The organism is Streptomyces sp. NRRL F-5123, from assembly GCF_000721495.1.
Lineage (GTDB): Bacteria > Actinomycetota > Actinomycetes > Streptomycetales > Streptomycetaceae > Actinacidiphila.
Genome location: NZ_JOHY01000008.1, coordinates 128,940 through 143,156 on the forward strand (window position 1 = coordinate 128,940; position 14,217 = coordinate 143,156).

The 14,217-nt window shown below is 72.0% G+C and carries 11 protein-coding genes; 7 read left to right on the plus strand and 4 right to left on the minus strand.

Going from position 1 to position 14,217, the window contains the following annotated elements; genetic code table 11:
* Positions 1 to 22: 22 nt before the first annotated feature.
* Both IH54_RS0110170 and IH54_RS0110175 read left to right on the plus strand, forming a co-directional pair.
* On the plus strand, positions 23 to 1,000 hold the full coding sequence (locus tag IH54_RS0110170) for an aldo/keto reductase (RefSeq protein ID WP_031515065.1): 978 nt from the start codon (positions 23 to 25) through the stop codon (positions 998 to 1,000).
* Between the two features lie 2 nt (positions 1,001 to 1,002).
* Positions 1,003 to 1,857 (plus strand): amidohydrolase family protein, encoded by an 855-nt coding sequence (locus IH54_RS0110175; RefSeq protein ID WP_031515067.1) that lies wholly within the window; start codon positions 1,003 to 1,005, stop codon positions 1,855 to 1,857.
* Between the two features lie 166 nt (positions 1,858 to 2,023).
* On the opposite strand, the gene IH54_RS0110180 is transcribed toward IH54_RS0110175, so the two are convergent.
* Entirely contained in the window at positions 2,024 to 2,695 is a 672-nt protein-coding gene (locus tag IH54_RS0110180) for a FadR/GntR family transcriptional regulator (protein WP_031515069.1), read from the minus strand.
* 101 nt (positions 2,696 to 2,796) lie between these two features.
* Complete coding sequence (locus IH54_RS0110185; RefSeq protein WP_031515071.1) at positions 2,797 to 3,594, minus strand: AraC family transcriptional regulator; 798 nt, start codon at positions 3,592 to 3,594, stop codon at positions 2,797 to 2,799.
* An 80-nt stretch (positions 3,595 to 3,674) separates the two neighbouring features.
* On the opposite strand from IH54_RS0110185, the gene IH54_RS0110190 reads away from it, so the two are divergent.
* A complete protein-coding gene (locus tag IH54_RS0110190; protein ID WP_031515073.1) occupies positions 3,675 to 4,238 on the plus strand; it encodes a TIGR03086 family metal-binding protein in 564 nt (187 codons plus the stop codon).
* Positions 4,235 to 4,993 (plus strand): hypothetical protein, encoded by a 759-nt coding sequence (locus IH54_RS0110195; protein ID WP_052397273.1) that lies wholly within the window; start codon positions 4,235 to 4,237, stop codon positions 4,991 to 4,993. Before IH54_RS0110190 ends, IH54_RS0110195 begins: the two co-directional genes overlap by 4 nt.
* Before the next feature lie 23 nt (positions 4,994 to 5,016).
* On the opposite strand, the gene glpK is transcribed toward IH54_RS0110195, so the two are convergent.
* Both glpK and IH54_RS0110205 read right to left on the minus strand, forming a co-directional pair.
* Positions 5,017 to 6,576: a glycerol kinase GlpK gene (gene glpK, locus IH54_RS0110200; protein WP_031515078.1), complete on the minus strand. Its 1,560-nt coding sequence runs from the start codon at positions 6,574 to 6,576 to the stop codon at positions 5,017 to 5,019.
* Positions 6,577 to 6,670: 94 nt separating this feature from the next.
* The gene (locus IH54_RS0110205) at positions 6,671 to 7,459 is read right to left on the minus strand and encodes an MIP/aquaporin family protein (RefSeq protein ID WP_031515080.1); all 789 of its coding nucleotides are present in this window, start codon (positions 7,457 to 7,459) and stop codon (positions 6,671 to 6,673) included.
* Between the two features lie 279 nt (positions 7,460 to 7,738).
* On the opposite strand from IH54_RS0110205, the gene metH reads away from it, so the two are divergent.
* The 3 genes from metH to IH54_RS0110220 all read left to right on the plus strand — a co-directional run bounded on the left by metH (position 7,739) and on the right by IH54_RS0110220 (position 14,147).
* Positions 7,739 to 11,266 carry a methionine synthase gene (metH, locus tag IH54_RS0110210; protein WP_031515081.1) on the plus strand — a complete coding sequence of 1,176 codons (3,528 nt, stop codon included), beginning with the start codon at positions 7,739 to 7,741 and terminating at the stop codon, positions 11,264 to 11,266.
* 270 nt (positions 11,267 to 11,536) lie between these two features.
* Positions 11,537 to 12,253, plus strand: a complete 717-nt coding sequence (locus IH54_RS0110215) for an HAD family hydrolase (protein ID WP_031515084.1) — start codon at positions 11,537 to 11,539, stop codon at positions 12,251 to 12,253.
* Positions 12,254 to 12,569: 316 nt separating this feature from the next.
* Positions 12,570 to 14,147, plus strand: a complete 1,578-nt coding sequence (locus IH54_RS0110220; RefSeq protein ID WP_031515086.1) for an ABC transporter substrate-binding protein — start codon at positions 12,570 to 12,572, stop codon at positions 14,145 to 14,147.
* Positions 14,148 to 14,217: the final 70 nt, after the last annotated feature.

The window sequence follows — 14,217 nt, forward strand, 5'->3', positions numbered from 1 at the left end:
GGCCCGCAGAAAGACACCACGTATGCCCCTCCCGGCACTGCCCCGGCTCGGCCTCGGCTGCGCGCCGCTGGCCAACCTCTACCGCGCCGTCACCGACGAGGAGGCGGCGGCCACCGTGGCCGCCGCCTTCGACGCGGGCCGGCCCGTCACCTACCTCGACACCGCCCCGCACTACGGCCTCGGCCGCTCCGAGGAGCGGCTGGGCCGGGCGCTCGCCGGCCGGGACCGCGCCTCGTACGTGCTGTCCACCAAGGTCGGGCGCAGGCTGCGGGACCTGGCGCCGGGCGAGGAGCCCGACGGCCAGGGCTTCACCGACGTCCCGGCCCGCGCCAGGGTCTGGGACTTCACCGCCGACGGCATCCGCGCCACGCTGGAGGGCTCGCTGGAGCGGCTCGGCGTGGACGCCGTCGACATCGTCTACCTGCACGACGTCGAGGACCACCTCCCGGAGGTCTACGACAGCGGTTTCCCCGCCCTCGCGGAACTCCGCGACCAGGGCGTGGTCAAGGCCATCGGCTTCGGCATGAACCTCAGCGGCGTGCTCGCCCGCCTCGTCGCCGACCTCGACGTCGACGTGGTGCTGTGCGCGGGCCGCTGGACGCTGCTGGAGCGCACCGCCTACGACGACCTGCTGCCGGTGTGCGAGCGCCGCGGCACCGCCGTCGTCGTCGGCGGTGTCTACAACTCGGGGCTGCTCGCCGACCCCGGGCCCGGCGCGCACTACAACTACGCTGCCGCGCCGCAGCCGCTCGTCGACCGGGCGCTCGCCATGGCCCGCGTCTGCGGCGACTTCGGCGTCCCGCTGCGCGCCGCCGCGCTGCGCTACCCCTTCGCGCACCCGAGCGTCGTCTCCGCGCTGGTCGGCGCGGCGAACGCGGACGAGGTCCGCGACAACGAGGCCATGTTCGGCCACGACATCCCCGACGCGATGTGGCACGCCCTCGTCGGCGAGGGACTGCTCGACGCGGACGTGCCGCTGCCGCTCACCGCGGGGGAGTGACGATGCCCCAAGCGGTACGCGGGGCGCGGCGGATCGACGCCCACCACCACCTGTGGGACCTCGACCGGCGCCCGCAGCCCTGGATGACCGGGCCCGAACTCGACCCCATCGCCCGCACGTTCGCCTTCGCCGAGCTGGAACCGCTGCTCGACGGGCACGGTCTGGACGCCACGGTGGTCGTCCAGTCCAGCTCCTCGCCGGACGAGACCCGCGAACTGCTGGACGCGGCCGCGGGCTCCGGCGGGCGCATCGCGGGCGTCGTCGGCTGGGCCGACCTCACGGACCCGGCGCTGGGGGACGTCCTGGCCTCGCCGGCCGGGCCGCTGGTCGGGATACGGCACCAGGTCCAGGACGAGGCAGACCCGTGGTGGCTCGCCCGCGCGGGCGTCCGCCGGGGCCTCGCCACCGTCGCCGCGGCCGGCCTCGCGTACGACCTGCTCGTGACCCCGCGGGAACTGCCCGCGGCCCTCGACACGGTGGCCGCGCTGCCCGACCTCCGCTTCGTCCTCGACCACGCGGCCAAGCCGCGTATCGCCTCCGGCGAGTGGGAGCCGTGGGCCACGCAGGTGGCCGAACTCGCGGCGCTGCCGAACGTGGTGTGCAAGCTGTCGGGGCTCGTGACCGAGGCGGACCGGTCCGGCTGGGAGCCGGCCGCCCTCCTGCCGTACGCACGGCACGTGCTGTCCGTATTCGGCCCGGGCCGCGTCATGTTCGGCTCCGACTGGCCGGTCTGCACGCTGGCCGCGTCCTACGGCGACGTGCTCGCCCTCGCGGCAGAGGCGACCTCTGACCTCTCCCCGGCGGAGTCCGCCGCCGTCTTCGGCGGTACCGCTGCCGAGGTGTACGGGCTGGGCTGACGCCCCGGGCTGCCTCCTGCGGTGGGAGTCGCGATCTTCCCGCCGTCGTGGTCGCGCGCGCAGTTCTCCCCCAGGCTCCTCCCGGGCGAAGCCTGGGGGAGAACTGCGCGACAAGCCGCAGCGGACCGCAAGGTCCCGGCAGTCAGCCGGCCTGGCGGGGCAGGGGTCACAGGGTCGAGCGGAGCCACTGCTCGACGGACGCGATGTGGACCGTCGCCCAGCTTCGCGCAGCCTCCGCGTCGCGGTCGCGAAGGGCGCCGAGGATCGCGCGGTGTTCCAGGAGCGTACGCGACACCGCGTCCTCCTGGGTGAGGCCGCGCCAGACGCGGGCGCGGGTCGTGGGGCCGGACAGGCCGTCGAGCAGGGAGCACAGGACGGAGTTGCCGGACGCGGTGACGATCCCGCGGTGGAACTCCAGGTCGGAAGCGACGAGCTCCTCCACGGAGGGCTGCGCGCCCAGCGCGTCGAGCTTGCCCTGGAGGGCGTCCAGCTCGTCCTCGGGGATGCTGATCGCCGCCATCGCGGTGGCCGCGGGCTCCAGGATGCGGCGCACCGCCAGGAATTCGAGCACCGTGTCGTCGCGGTGGAAGTCCACCACGAAGCTCAGCGCCTCCAGCAGCAGCTGCGGGTCGAGGCTCGTGACGTAGGTGCCGTCGCCCTGCCGGACGTCGAGGATGCGGATGAGGGACAGCGCCCGTACGGCCTCGCGCAGCGAATTGCGGGAAAGGCCCAGCTCGGCGGCGAGTTCGCTCTCCTTGGGGAGCCGGTCACCGGGCCGCAGCGCTCCGGAGACGATCATCTCCTTGATCTTCTCGATCGCCTCGTCGGTGACCGCCATCCCGCGCCCTCCCCTTGCTTCAGGCCCGCAGCGCCGCCAGACCTCCGATGTATATCCTCATTATGTGCCCGGAGGGCCCGAACACCTAACGAAACCGGGATTCACGCCTCCGCGTATCTGCCCGGCGGTGCCCCCACCGCGGCGGCGAAGTCCCGCGTGAGGTGGGCCTGGTCGGCGTAGCCGAGGTCCGCGGCGAGCGCGGCCCAGTCGATCCCGGCGCCCGAGTCGGCGCGGGCGGCGGCCTCGTGCAGCCGGGCCCGGCGCAGCACCCACTTGGGCGAGGCGCCCACGTAGTCGGCGAAGAGCCGCTGCAGCCGCCGTACGGGCATGTCCAGCTCCCGGGCCAGCGCGTCCACCCGGAAGAGCTGGGGGCTCGCGGTGATCCGCTCGACGAGCGCGGCGACCTCGGCGGTACGCGGGTCGGGCGGCCCCGCGGGAAGCCGCCCGAGCAGGAAGCGGTCGGTGAGCGCGGCCATCTCCGCGAGGTCGTCCAGCGCCAGGACCCGCTGCCCGGTCACCTCGGCCCCGGCGCCGAAGAAGGGTGCGGCGGGCACCGCGCGGTCGGCCAGCGCGGCCACCGGCTCGGTGCAGAAGGCACGGAAGGCCCCGGGCCGGAATTTGACCCCGAACGCCTGTCCCCGGCCGGCCAGCCGCCGTACGTAGACCTCCCGCTGCACCCCGTAGACGAGCGGCCCGGCGTCCTCGAAGACCAGGTGCACGTTGGGGTGCGCGAGCACCTTCTGCTCGTACGGGTCGCGGCCGCGCAGATCCCAGCGGGGGTTCCAGTAGAAGTCCACGAGCGCGGCCAGGCCGGGCGCGGGCGGGTGCGTCCGCACCTGGAGGAATTCCGCGGCCGTCTCCGGCCGCAGCACCCCGCGGTGGAAGCCGTGCCTGCTCATGGGCCCCAGCCTATGCGGTGTCGCGTCGGTGTCGTGTTTTTTCAATACCGGCCGCGGCGGGCCGCCGTAGCGTCGGGGACATGACCTACCCAGCAGACATCGCCGACGCCGCACGCGAGGCGGCCCGCGTCACCGCGGCCGTCACCCCCGACCAGCTCGCCGGGCCCACGCCCTGCGCCGACTTCGACACCCGCACCCTGATCAACCACCTGGTGGCGTACACCGGTATCGGCATGGAACTACGCGCCCGGCGCGATCCGCACCCCGAGGGCCTGGACACCCGCGACTTCACCGCGGAGCCGGACTGGCAGGCCGCCTACGCGGCGCAGCTGGACCGCTCGGTCGCCGCGTGGTCCGAGCCGGCCGCCTGGGAGGGCGAGGTGAACGGCATGTCCGCCGAGGCCATGGCGGGCATGCTCTTCCTCGAACTGTGCCTGCACGGCTGGGACCTGGCCCGTGCCACCGGCCAGGACTACACGGTCGCCGACGCCACCGCGGAGCGCCTGCTCGAAGGGGTGCGCGGCTTCGCGCAGATGTACCGCGACTACAAGGGCTTCGCCGAGCCGGCCGGGATCCCCGAGGGCGCCGGCGCCCTGGAAACCGCTGTCGCCCTGTCGGGCCGCGACCCATACTGGGCCGGGTGATCCAGGACGACCTCATAGCCCGGGTGCGGGACGTGTGCCGCGCCGACGAGACGGTCCGGGCCGCGCTGATGTACGGGTCCTTCGCCGCGGGGGAGGGGGACGAGCACAGCGACGTCGAGTTCTGGCTCTTCCTCGACCCCGCCGCGCGGGCCGTCCTCGACCCGGCCGCGTGGTGCGCGCGGGTCGCCCCGGTGAACCTGGTGCTGCTCAACGAGTTCGGCACCCATGTGGCACTCTTCCCGGGCCCGGTGCGCGGCGAGTTCCACTTCGCGACGACCGGCGACATCGCCTCGGTCGGCGACTGGCCGGCCCGCGGCGCCTCCGTCGAGGCCATGGTGGTGACCGACCGGGACGGCGCGCTCGCGCCCGTGCTGGCCGCCCTGCCCGAGCGCCCGCGCATCCCCGACGGCCCCGCGGAGACCGCCGACCTGTGCGGGCGCTTCGCGAACTGGCTGGTGCTCGCCGCGCACGTGACCGCGCGCGGCGAGCGGCTGCGCGCGCAGGACGCGCACGCGCACGCCGCCCGGCACCTGCTGTGGATGGCCCGGCTCGCCGGGGGCAGCACCGCGCACTGGCTGACCCCGTCGCGCGCCGCGGAGGACGAGCTGCCCGCCCGTACGGTCGCGGCCGTCGCCGCCGGGACACCCGCGGCCCTGTGGCACGAGGGCCGCGGGCACTGGCGCACCCTGCTGGGGCGCACCGGCGGCGAGGTGCCCGCGGCGCTCTTCGCGGAGCTGGACGCGCTCTTCCCCTGAGCCGGGGGCCGGACACGGCGGGCTCAGCCGCGCGGCTCCTCCTCGTCCTCCAGCCAGCCCATGGTCGCCTTGACGGCCTTGAGCCACTGCTTGTACTCCTTGTCGCGCTGCGTGGGGTCCATGCGCGGGGTCCACTCCGCGGCCCGCCGCCAGTTCTCCCGCAGCGCGTCGGTGTCCGGCCAGAAGCCGATGGCCAGGCCCGCCGCGTAGGCCGCGCCCAGACAGGTGGTCTCGGCGACCATCGGGCGCACCACGGGCACGTCGAGGAAGTCCGACAGCGTCTGCATCAGCAGGTTGTTGGCGGTCATGCCGCCGTCGACCTTGAGGGTGGTGACCTCGGTGCCGGAGTCCTTGAGCATCGCGTCGGCGATCTCCCGGGTCTGCCACGCGGTCGCCTCCAGGACCGCCCGCGCCAGGTGCGCCTTGGTGACGTACCGCGTGAGCCCGGCGATCACCCCGCGCGCGTCGGAGCGCCAGTAGGGGGCGAAGAGGCCGGAGAAGGCGGGTACGAAGTACGCGCCGCCGTTGTCCTCGACCGTCGCGGCGAGCGTCTCGATCTCGGCGGCGGTGCCGATGAGCCCCATCTGGTCGCGCATCCACTGCACCAGCGAGCCGGTCACCGCGATGGAGCCCTCCAGCGCGTAGACGGGCTTGGCGTCGCCGATCCGGTAGCCCACCGTGGTGATGAGCCCGGCGTAGGAGTTGACCGGGGTCTCGCCGGTGTTCATCAGCATGAAGGTGCCGGTGCCGTACGTGGACTTCGCCTCGCCCTCGGCGAAGCACGTCTGGCCGAACAGCGCGGCCTGCTGGTCGCCGAGCGCGGAGGCGACGGGAACCGCGGACAGGCCGCCGACGTCCGTGCTGCCGTAGACCTCCGAGGACGAGCGGATCTCCGGCAGCACCGCGGTCGGCACGCCGATCGAGGCGCAGATCTTCTCGTCCCACTGGAGCGTCTTGAGGTCCATCAGCAGGGTCCGCGAGGCGTTGGTGACGTCCGTGACGTGCCGGCCCCCGTTGACGCCGCCGGTGAGGTTCCAGATCACCCAGGAGTCCATGGTGCCGAAGAGGATCTCCCCGGCCTCGGCGCGCTCCCGCAGGCCGTCCACGTGGTCCAGCAGCCAGCGCACCTTGGGCCCGGCGAAGTACGACGCGAGCGGCAGGCCGGTCTGCCGCCGGAAGCGGTCCTGGCCGACGTTGCGGCCCAGCTCGCGGCACAGCGCGTCGGTGCGGGTGTCCTGCCAGACGATCGCGTTGTGCACCGGCTGGCCGGTGTTCTTGTCCCACAGCAGGGTCGTCTCGCGCTGGTTGGTGATGCCGATCGCCTTGACGTCCGACGGGGTGAATCCCGGGACGTCCTCCCCGGCCTTGCGCAGCGCCCCGGCGACGACCTCCTGGACGTTGGTCCAGATCTCGGCCGCGTCGTGCTCGACCCAGCCGGGCCTGGGCAGGATCTGCTCGTGCTCCTTCTGGTCGACGGCGACGATCCGCCCGTCGCGGTCGAAGACGATGCAGCGGCTGGACGTGGTGCCCTGGTCGATGGCGGCGATGTACGGTCCCGTACCGCCGGCGGGCGTGTCGGTCATGGTGTCCTCCTCGTCGAGGCTCGAAGCCCGGAGCCGGGGGCTCGTGCTCGGGCTCGGGTCTTGCGGGCGTGCGCTTCGGTGATCCGCCTACCGTCTATGTGAACGCGAGCCGGTACAACCCGCCCGCGATGGCGGCCCCGGCCAGCGGGCCGATCACCGGGATCCAGGCGTAGCCCCAGTCGGAGCCGCCCTTGCCGGGCAGCGGCAGCAGGGCGTGCACGATCCGCGGCCCCAGGTCGCGCGCCGGGTTGATCGCGTAGCCGGTCGGCCCGCCCAGCGACAGGCCGATGCCCACCACGATCAGGGCCGTGAGCAGGATGCCCATTCCATTCTCCGCCAGACCGTCGGTCATGCCCTGCGTGAGGACGAAGAGCACCAGCACGAAGGTCGCGACGGCCTCGGTCAGCAGGTTCTGCACCGGGTTGCGGATCTCCGGCCCGGTGGAGAAGACGCCCAGGACGGGCCCGGCCGGCCGGGAGCCCCGGCCCGCGGCCTCCTCAGGGCCGGGCGGGGCGCCGCCCTGCGCGGCTCCGAGGCCCTCCATGTGCGCGGAGAACTGCCCGAGATAGGCCACCCAGACGAGGAAGGCGCCGATCACGGCGCCCACGAGCTGTCCCACGAGGTAGTACGGCACCTTCGACCACTGCCCGGTCTTGATGGCTATGCCGAGCGTGACCGCGGGGTTGAGATGGCCGCCGGAGTAGCCGTTGGCGATGTACGCGCCGCCCAGCACGCCGAAGCCCCAGCCGAAGGTGATCGCCAGCCAGCCCGCGTCCCTGGCCTTGGACCGTTTGAGTGTCACGGCGGCGCAGACCCCGCATCCGAGCAGGATCAGCACCGCGGTTCCGAAGATCTCGCCGGTGACGATATGACCGTTGGACACAGCGACCCCCTTGTCGCGTACGCGTTCGATATCTGGACACCTGGTCGACCGCAGGACGGAAGTCTCCCCATTGACCTGTACGGGTCAAACATTTCCCCTGGTCGGAGCCCCGCGGAAGGGGCGCGGCGGGAAACGGGGGGCGCACACCACCCGTCCGCCCCTCGGAATGCCGCGCCGGTCCGGCGGCCCGGAAGGCTACGCTGGCGGGGTGCATGGTCCGTCCCCCGGGGGACGGACCGGTGCATAGCCGACAGCCGTCGCATCCCAGGGAGCAGTTCCATGGCCTCGCCGTCCCCCTCGTCCGCCACCGCGAGCAACGCCCGCGCCGCCGCCCTCCGCGAGGCACTCGCCTCCCGCATCGTCGTCGCCGACGGCGCCATGGGCACGATGCTCCAGGCGCAGGAGCCGACCCTCGACGACTTCCAGCAGCTCGAAGGCTGCAACGAGGTCCTCAACATCACCCGCCCCGACATCGTGCGGTCGGTGCACGAGGCGTACTTCGCGGCCGGCGTGGACTGCGTCGAGACCAACACCTTCGGCGCCAACGCCACCGCCATGGCCGAGTACGACATCGAGGACCGCATCTTCGAGCTGGCCGAGGCCGGCGCCCGCATCGCCCGCGAGGTCGCCGACGGCTTCTCCGCCGACGGCCGGCAGCGCTGGGTCCTCGGCTCGATCGGCCCCGGCACCAAGCTGCCCACCCTCGGCCACACCACCTACGGCCACCTGCGCGACGGCTACCACGCCAACGCGGCAGGCCTCATCGCCGGCGGCGCCGACGCCCTCGTCGTCGAGACGATGCAGGACCTGCTGCAGGTCAAGGCCGCGCTCATCGGCTCCCGGCAGGCCATGGCCGAGGCGGGCGTCGACCTGCCCCTCATCTGCTCGGTCGCCGTCGAGACCACCGGCACCATGCTGCTCGGCTCCGAGATCGGCGCCGCCCTCACCGCCCTGGAGCCGCTCGGCATCGACCTGATCGGGCTGAACTGCTCCACCGGCCCCGCCGAGATGAGCGAGCACCTGCGCTACCTCGCCCGGCACTCCCGCATCCCGCTGACCTGCATGCCCAACGCCGGCCTGCCGATCCTCACCAAGGACGGCGCGCACTACCCGCTCAGCCCCTCCGAGCTGGCCGACGCGCACGAGACCTTCGCCGCCGAGTACGGACTGTCGCTCGTCGGCGGCTGCTGCGGCACCACGCCCGAGCACCTGCGGCAGCTCGTCGACCGCATCGGCGGCCACGAGCTGACCCCCCGCTCGCCCCGCCCCGAGCCCGGCGCGTCCTCGCTCTACCAGACCGTTCCCTTCCGCCAGGACACCTCCTACCTGGCGATCGGCGAGCGCACCAACGCCAACGGCTCGAAGAAGTTCCGCGAGGCGATGCTGGAGGGCCGCTGGGAGGACTGCGTCGAGATGGCGCGCGAGCAGATCCGGGAGGGCGCCCACCTGCTGGACCTGTGCGTGGACTACGTCGGCCGGGACGGCGCCGCCGACATGGCCGAGATCGCCGGGCGCTTCGCGACCGCCTCCACGCTGCCGATCGTGCTGGACTCCACCGAGGTCGACGTGCTGCGCGCGGGCCTGGAGAAGCTGGGCGGCCGGGCGGTGCTGAACTCCGTCAACTACGAGGACGGCGACGGCCCCGAGTCGCGCTTCGCGAAGGTCACCGCGCTCGCCGTCCAGCACGGCGCCGCGCTCATCGCGCTCACCATCGACGAGGAGGGCCAGGCCAGGACCGCCGAGAAGAAGGTCGAGATCGCCGAGCGGCTGATCGCCGACCTGACCGGCAACTGGGGCGTCCGCGAGTCCGACATCCTCGTCGACTGCCTGACCTTCACCATCTGCACCGGCCAGGAGGAGTCCCGCAAGGACGGCGCCGCGACGATCGAGGGCATCCGCGAGCTCAAGCGCCGCCACCCCGACGTGCAGACCACCCTGGGCCTGTCCAACATCTCCTTCGGCCTCAACCCCGCCGCCCGTGTGGTCCTCAACTCCGTCTTCCTCGACGAGTGCGTCAAGGCCGGCCTGGACTCGGCGATCGTGCACGCCTCCAAGATCGTGCCCATCGCCCGCATCCCCGAGGAGCAGCGGCAGGCCGCGTACGACCTGATCTGGGACAACCGGCGCGAGGGCTACGACCCGCTGCAGCGGCTCATGGAGCTGTTCGAGGGCGTGGACGCCAAGTCCGTCAAGGCGGGCAAGGCCGAGGAGCTGGCGGCGCTGCCGCTGGACGAGCGGCTGCAGCGGCGCATCGTGGACGGCGAGAAGAACGGCCTGACCGACGACCTGGACGCCGCGCTCGCCGAGCGCCCCGCCCTGGACATCGTCAACGAGACGCTGCTGGCCGGCATGAAGACCGTCGGCGAGCTGTTCGGCTCCGGCCAGATGCAGCTGCCGTTCGTGCTCCAGTCCGCCGAGGTCATGAAGACCGCCGTCGCCTACCTCGAACCGCACATGGAGAAGAGCGACGACGGCGGCGGCAAGGGCACCATCGTGCTGGCCACGGTGCGCGGCGACGTGCACGACATCGGCAAGAACCTGGTCGACATCATCCTGTCCAACAACGGCTACAACGTCGTCAACCTGGGCATCAAGCAGCCCGTCTCGGCGATCCTGGACGCCGCCCAGGAGCACCGCGCCGACGTCATCGGCATGTCAGGGCTGCTGGTGAAGTCCACCGTGGTGATGAAGGAGAACCTGGAAGAGCTCAACCAGCGCGGCCTCGCCGCCGACTACCCCGTCATCCTCGGCGGCGCCGCCCTGACCAGGGCCTACGTCGAGCAGGACCTGCACGAGGTGTACCTGGGCGAGGTCCGCTACGCCCGCGACGCCTTCGAGGGCCTGCGGCTGATGGACGCGCTGATCGGCGTCAAGCGCGGGGTGCCGGGAGCGGCGCTGCCCGAGCTGAAGCAGCGCCGGGTGCCGATCCGCCCGGCCGGCGAGCAGGACGAGCAGGACGCGGCGGCGGACGAGTCGCGCGGCCCGGTGCGCTCGGACGTCGCGGTGGACAACCCGGTGCCCGAGCCGCCGTTCTGGGGCAGCCGGGTGGTCAAGGGCATCCCGCTGGCCGACTACGCCTCCTGGCTGGACGAGGGCGCGCTCTTCAAGGGCCAGTGGGGCCTGAAGCAGTCGCGCGCGTCGGGGCCGTCGTACGAGGAGCTGGTGGAGAGCGAGGGGCGGCCGCGGCTGCGCGGGCTGCTGACCCGGCTGCAGTCCGAGGGGCTGCTGGAGGCCGCGGTGGTGTACGGCTACTACCCGTGCGTGTCCAAGGGCGACGACCTGATCGTGCTGCACGAGGACGGCAGCGAGCGCACCCGCTTCACCTTCCCGCGGCAGCGCCGGGGCCGGCGGCTGTGCCTGGCCGACTTCTTCCGGCCCGAGGAGTCCGGTGAGACCGACGTCGTCGGCTTCCAGGTGGTCACGATGGGAAGCAGGATCTCCGAGGCCGCGAACGAGCTGTTCGCCGCCGACTCCTACCGCGACTACCTGGAGCTGCACGGGCTGTCCGTGCAGCTCGCCGAGGCGCTCGCCGAGTACTGGCACGCCCGGGTGCGCGCGGAGCTGGGCTTCGCGGGCGAGGACCCCGGCGAGATGACGGACATGTTCGCGCTGAAGTACCGCGGCGCGCGCTTCTCGCTCGGCTACGGCGCCTGCCCCGACCTGGAGGACCGGGCGAAGATCGCGGCGCTGCTGGAGCCGGAGCGGATCGGCGTGAAGCTGTCGGAGGAGTTCCAGCTGCACCCGGAGCAGTCCACCGACGCGATCGTGATCCACCACCCCGAGGCGAAGTACTTCAACGCCCGCTGAGCCCGCCCTGAGCCCCGTACCCGCCCGTGAGCGCCCGGAGCGCCCCCGGGCGCGTCACCGGGACGCCACACGGCTGTTGCCTGCCCGTCAGGCGTGTCCGGGCGGTGCGACGTAGACTGGTGGGTCCGGCGAAGGCCGGTCGTCTCCGGTACGCGGAGCCCCCGCGTACCGGAGACGACCGGCCTTCGTGTCCCCCAGGACGGGGCGCTCCGCGACCGGCTTCCGGGCCGGTGCCGGGCCGGATCCGCACCTCGGCCGAGGAGTGAGCCTATGACCAGCAGCATCCCCGTCGCCGCCACCCGTCCGGCGTACGGCCAGGAGCTCCAGGCCGTGCTGCTGGACATGGACGGCACCCTCGTGGACACCGAGGGCATCTGGTGGGCGGCCGAGACGGGGGTGTTCGCGGACCTGGGGCACGTGCTGGACGAGGTGCACAAGGCGGTGGTGGTGGGCGGCCCGATGGCGCGCAGCGTCGGCCACCTCATGGAGGTCACCGGCACCACCGCGACGCTCGCCGAGCTGATGGTCGCGATCGACACCCGCTTCGAGGAGCTGATCGCGCGCGGCGCCCCGCTGATGCCCGGCGCGCGCCGGCTGCTGACGGAGCTGGCGGCGCACGGGGTGCCCACGGCGCTGGTGTCGGCCTCGCACCGGCGCACGATCGACGCCATGCTGCGCACCCTGGGCGCCGAGAACTTCACCTTCACCCTCGCGGGGGACGAGATCGCCCGTACCAAGCCCTACCCCGACCCGTATCTGACGGCGGCCCGGCGGCTGGGCGCGGACCCGGCCCGCTGCGTGGTGGTCGAGGACACCGTGACGGGCGTGGCGTCCGGTGAGGCGGCAGGCTGCCATGTGGTCGCGGTGCCGTCGCTGGTGCCGATTCCGGCCGCCCCCCGGCGCACCGTCGTCAGCTCCCTCGACCAGGTGAACGTGCCGTTCCTGAGGTCCCTGGTCCGGGGCTCTGTGAATGTGGATCTTCACTGACGGTGATTGCTGAATAGCATCTCACGAAGTGGAATCCGGGCAGTGTGATGATTGTCACACGACGCCCCATCGACAGTGGGTGGCGCGCCTGGGTGAGATTTCACTTATCGGTTTCTTACCGGGGTGATATGTCGCTTTTGACGCCCCGCTGATCGATAGCCCGGACGTTCGCATATCGGTGGTGAACGTCCTGTTACCGGTATGTAATGTCCCCTCAATCACTCCGTGTCCCGGTGGATGACGGCCACCCCGCTAATGTCCAGGGCGGTCGATGCCGACTCAAACCGACCGGCATGTGAGCAAGGGGATTCACTGGATGTCACGAAACAAGCGTGTCGTCGCCGCAGCCGCCGTGGCCTTCCTGGCTATCGGCGCCTCTGCGTGCGGTGGCAAAAAGGATAATTCGTCCGACAGCAGCGGCGGTGGCAACGGTGGCGGCAAGGGTGCCGTGATCGTCGGCACCACCGACTCGGTGTCCTCGCTGGACCCCGCGGGAGCGTACGACTACGGCTCCTGGGAGATCATCGACAGCGTCTACCAGAAGGTCATGCACTTCCCGACCGGTGCCACCACGCCGGTCCCGGACGCGGCCAAGAGCTGCTCCTTCACCGACCCCAAGACGTACGCCTGCCAGATGCAGCCCGGCCTGGTGTTCTCCAACGGTGACCCGCTCACCGCGGCCTCCGTGAAGTTCACCTTCGACCGGATGCTGAAGATCGCCGCTCCCAACGGCCCCTCCAGCCTGCTGGCCAACCTGGACAACACCACGGTCACCGGGACCGACCAGGTCACCTTCCACCTGAAGAACCCCGACTCGACCTTCCCCTCGGTGCTCGCCACCGACGCCGGCACGATCGTCGACGAGAAGGTCTTCCCCGCCGACAAGCTGCTCGACGGCTCGAAGATCGTCGGCTCCGGCCCGTACACCCTGGACAAGTACACCGCCAAGCAGCAGGCGTCGCTGAAGGCCAACCCGAAGTACAAGGGCGACGCCAAGCTGAACAACAGCCAGGTCGTGCTGCAGTACTTCTCCGAGGCCTCCGCGCTCAAGCAGGCCGTCAAGGACGGCACCGTGACCGCCGCCTTCCGCAGCCTGTCGCCGACCGACACCGAGGACCTGAAGAAGACCTCCGGCGTCCAGGTCCTGGAGGGCACCGGCACCGAGAAGCGCTACATGGTCTTCGACGCCAAGGTGAAGCCCGCCGACCAGAAGGCCGTGCGGCAGGCCGTCGCCCAGGTCATCGACCGCGCCGGCATCGCCAAGGAGGCGTACGACGACACCGTCGCGCCGCTCTACTCGATGGTCGGCAACGGCATCGAGGGCCACACGGACGCCTTCAAGGACAAGTACGGCCAGCCCGACACCGCCAAGGCCAAGGCACTGCTCGACGCCGCCGGCATCAAGACGCCGGTGAGCCTCGCGTACGCCTGGACGCCCACCCACTACGGTGCCGCGTCCGCCGACGAGGCCACCGCCATCAAGCGGCAGCTGGAGGCCACCGGCCTGTTCAAGGTCACCCTCAGCTCCACCGAGTGGCAGCAGTACCAGAAGGACGAGAAGTCCGACACGTACGCCTCGTACATGATCGGCTGGTACCCGGACCTGCCGGACCCCGACAACGACGTCGCGCCGTTCCTGACCAAGGAGCCCTTCCTCGGCACCGGCTACCTCAACCCGCAGATCCTGTCGCTGCTCAGCAAGGAGCAGGGCACGGACGACAAGACCGTCCGCGACCAGGCCTTCGCCGACATCCAGAAGATCGTGGCGGAGGACGTCCCGATCATCCCGCTGTGGCAGGGCAAGCAGACCGTCGTGATCCGCGACGGCGTCACCGGCGCCGACAAGGCGCTCGACCCGACGATGTTCCGGTTCTACGAACTCGGCACGAAGTGAGCGGTGGCCGGCCCGCGGGGGAGTGACCCCCGCGGGCCGGCCCGGCCCGCGGCGCCCCCGCCGCGCCCCC

Excerpts from the sequence above, each read along its gene's own strand:
- IH54_RS0110180 (WP_031515069.1), bottom strand. The coding sequence starts at position 2,695 with ATGGCGGTCACCGACGAGGCGATCGAGAAGATCAAGGAGATGATCGTC.
- IH54_RS0110190 (WP_031515073.1), top strand. The coding sequence starts at position 3,675 with ATGACCTACCCAGCAGACATCGCCGACGCCGCACGCGAGGCGGCCCGC.
- IH54_RS0110185 (WP_031515071.1), bottom strand. The coding sequence starts at position 3,594 with ATGAGCAGGCACGGCTTCCACCGCGGGGTGCTGCGGCCGGAGACGGCC.
- metH (WP_031515081.1), top strand. The coding sequence starts at position 7,739 with ATGGCCTCGCCGTCCCCCTCGTCCGCCACCGCGAGCAACGCCCGCGCC.
- IH54_RS0110175 (WP_031515067.1), top strand. The coding sequence starts at position 1,003 with ATGCCCCAAGCGGTACGCGGGGCGCGGCGGATCGACGCCCACCACCAC.
- glpK (WP_031515078.1), bottom strand. The coding sequence starts at position 6,576 with ATGACCGACACGCCCGCCGGCGGTACGGGACCGTACATCGCCGCCATC.
- IH54_RS0110170 (WP_031515065.1), top strand. The coding sequence starts at position 23 with ATGCCCCTCCCGGCACTGCCCCGGCTCGGCCTCGGCTGCGCGCCGCTG.
- IH54_RS0110220 (WP_031515086.1), top strand. The coding sequence starts at position 12,570 with ATGTCACGAAACAAGCGTGTCGTCGCCGCAGCCGCCGTGGCCTTCCTG.
- IH54_RS0110215 (WP_031515084.1), top strand. The coding sequence starts at position 11,537 with ATGACCAGCAGCATCCCCGTCGCCGCCACCCGTCCGGCGTACGGCCAG.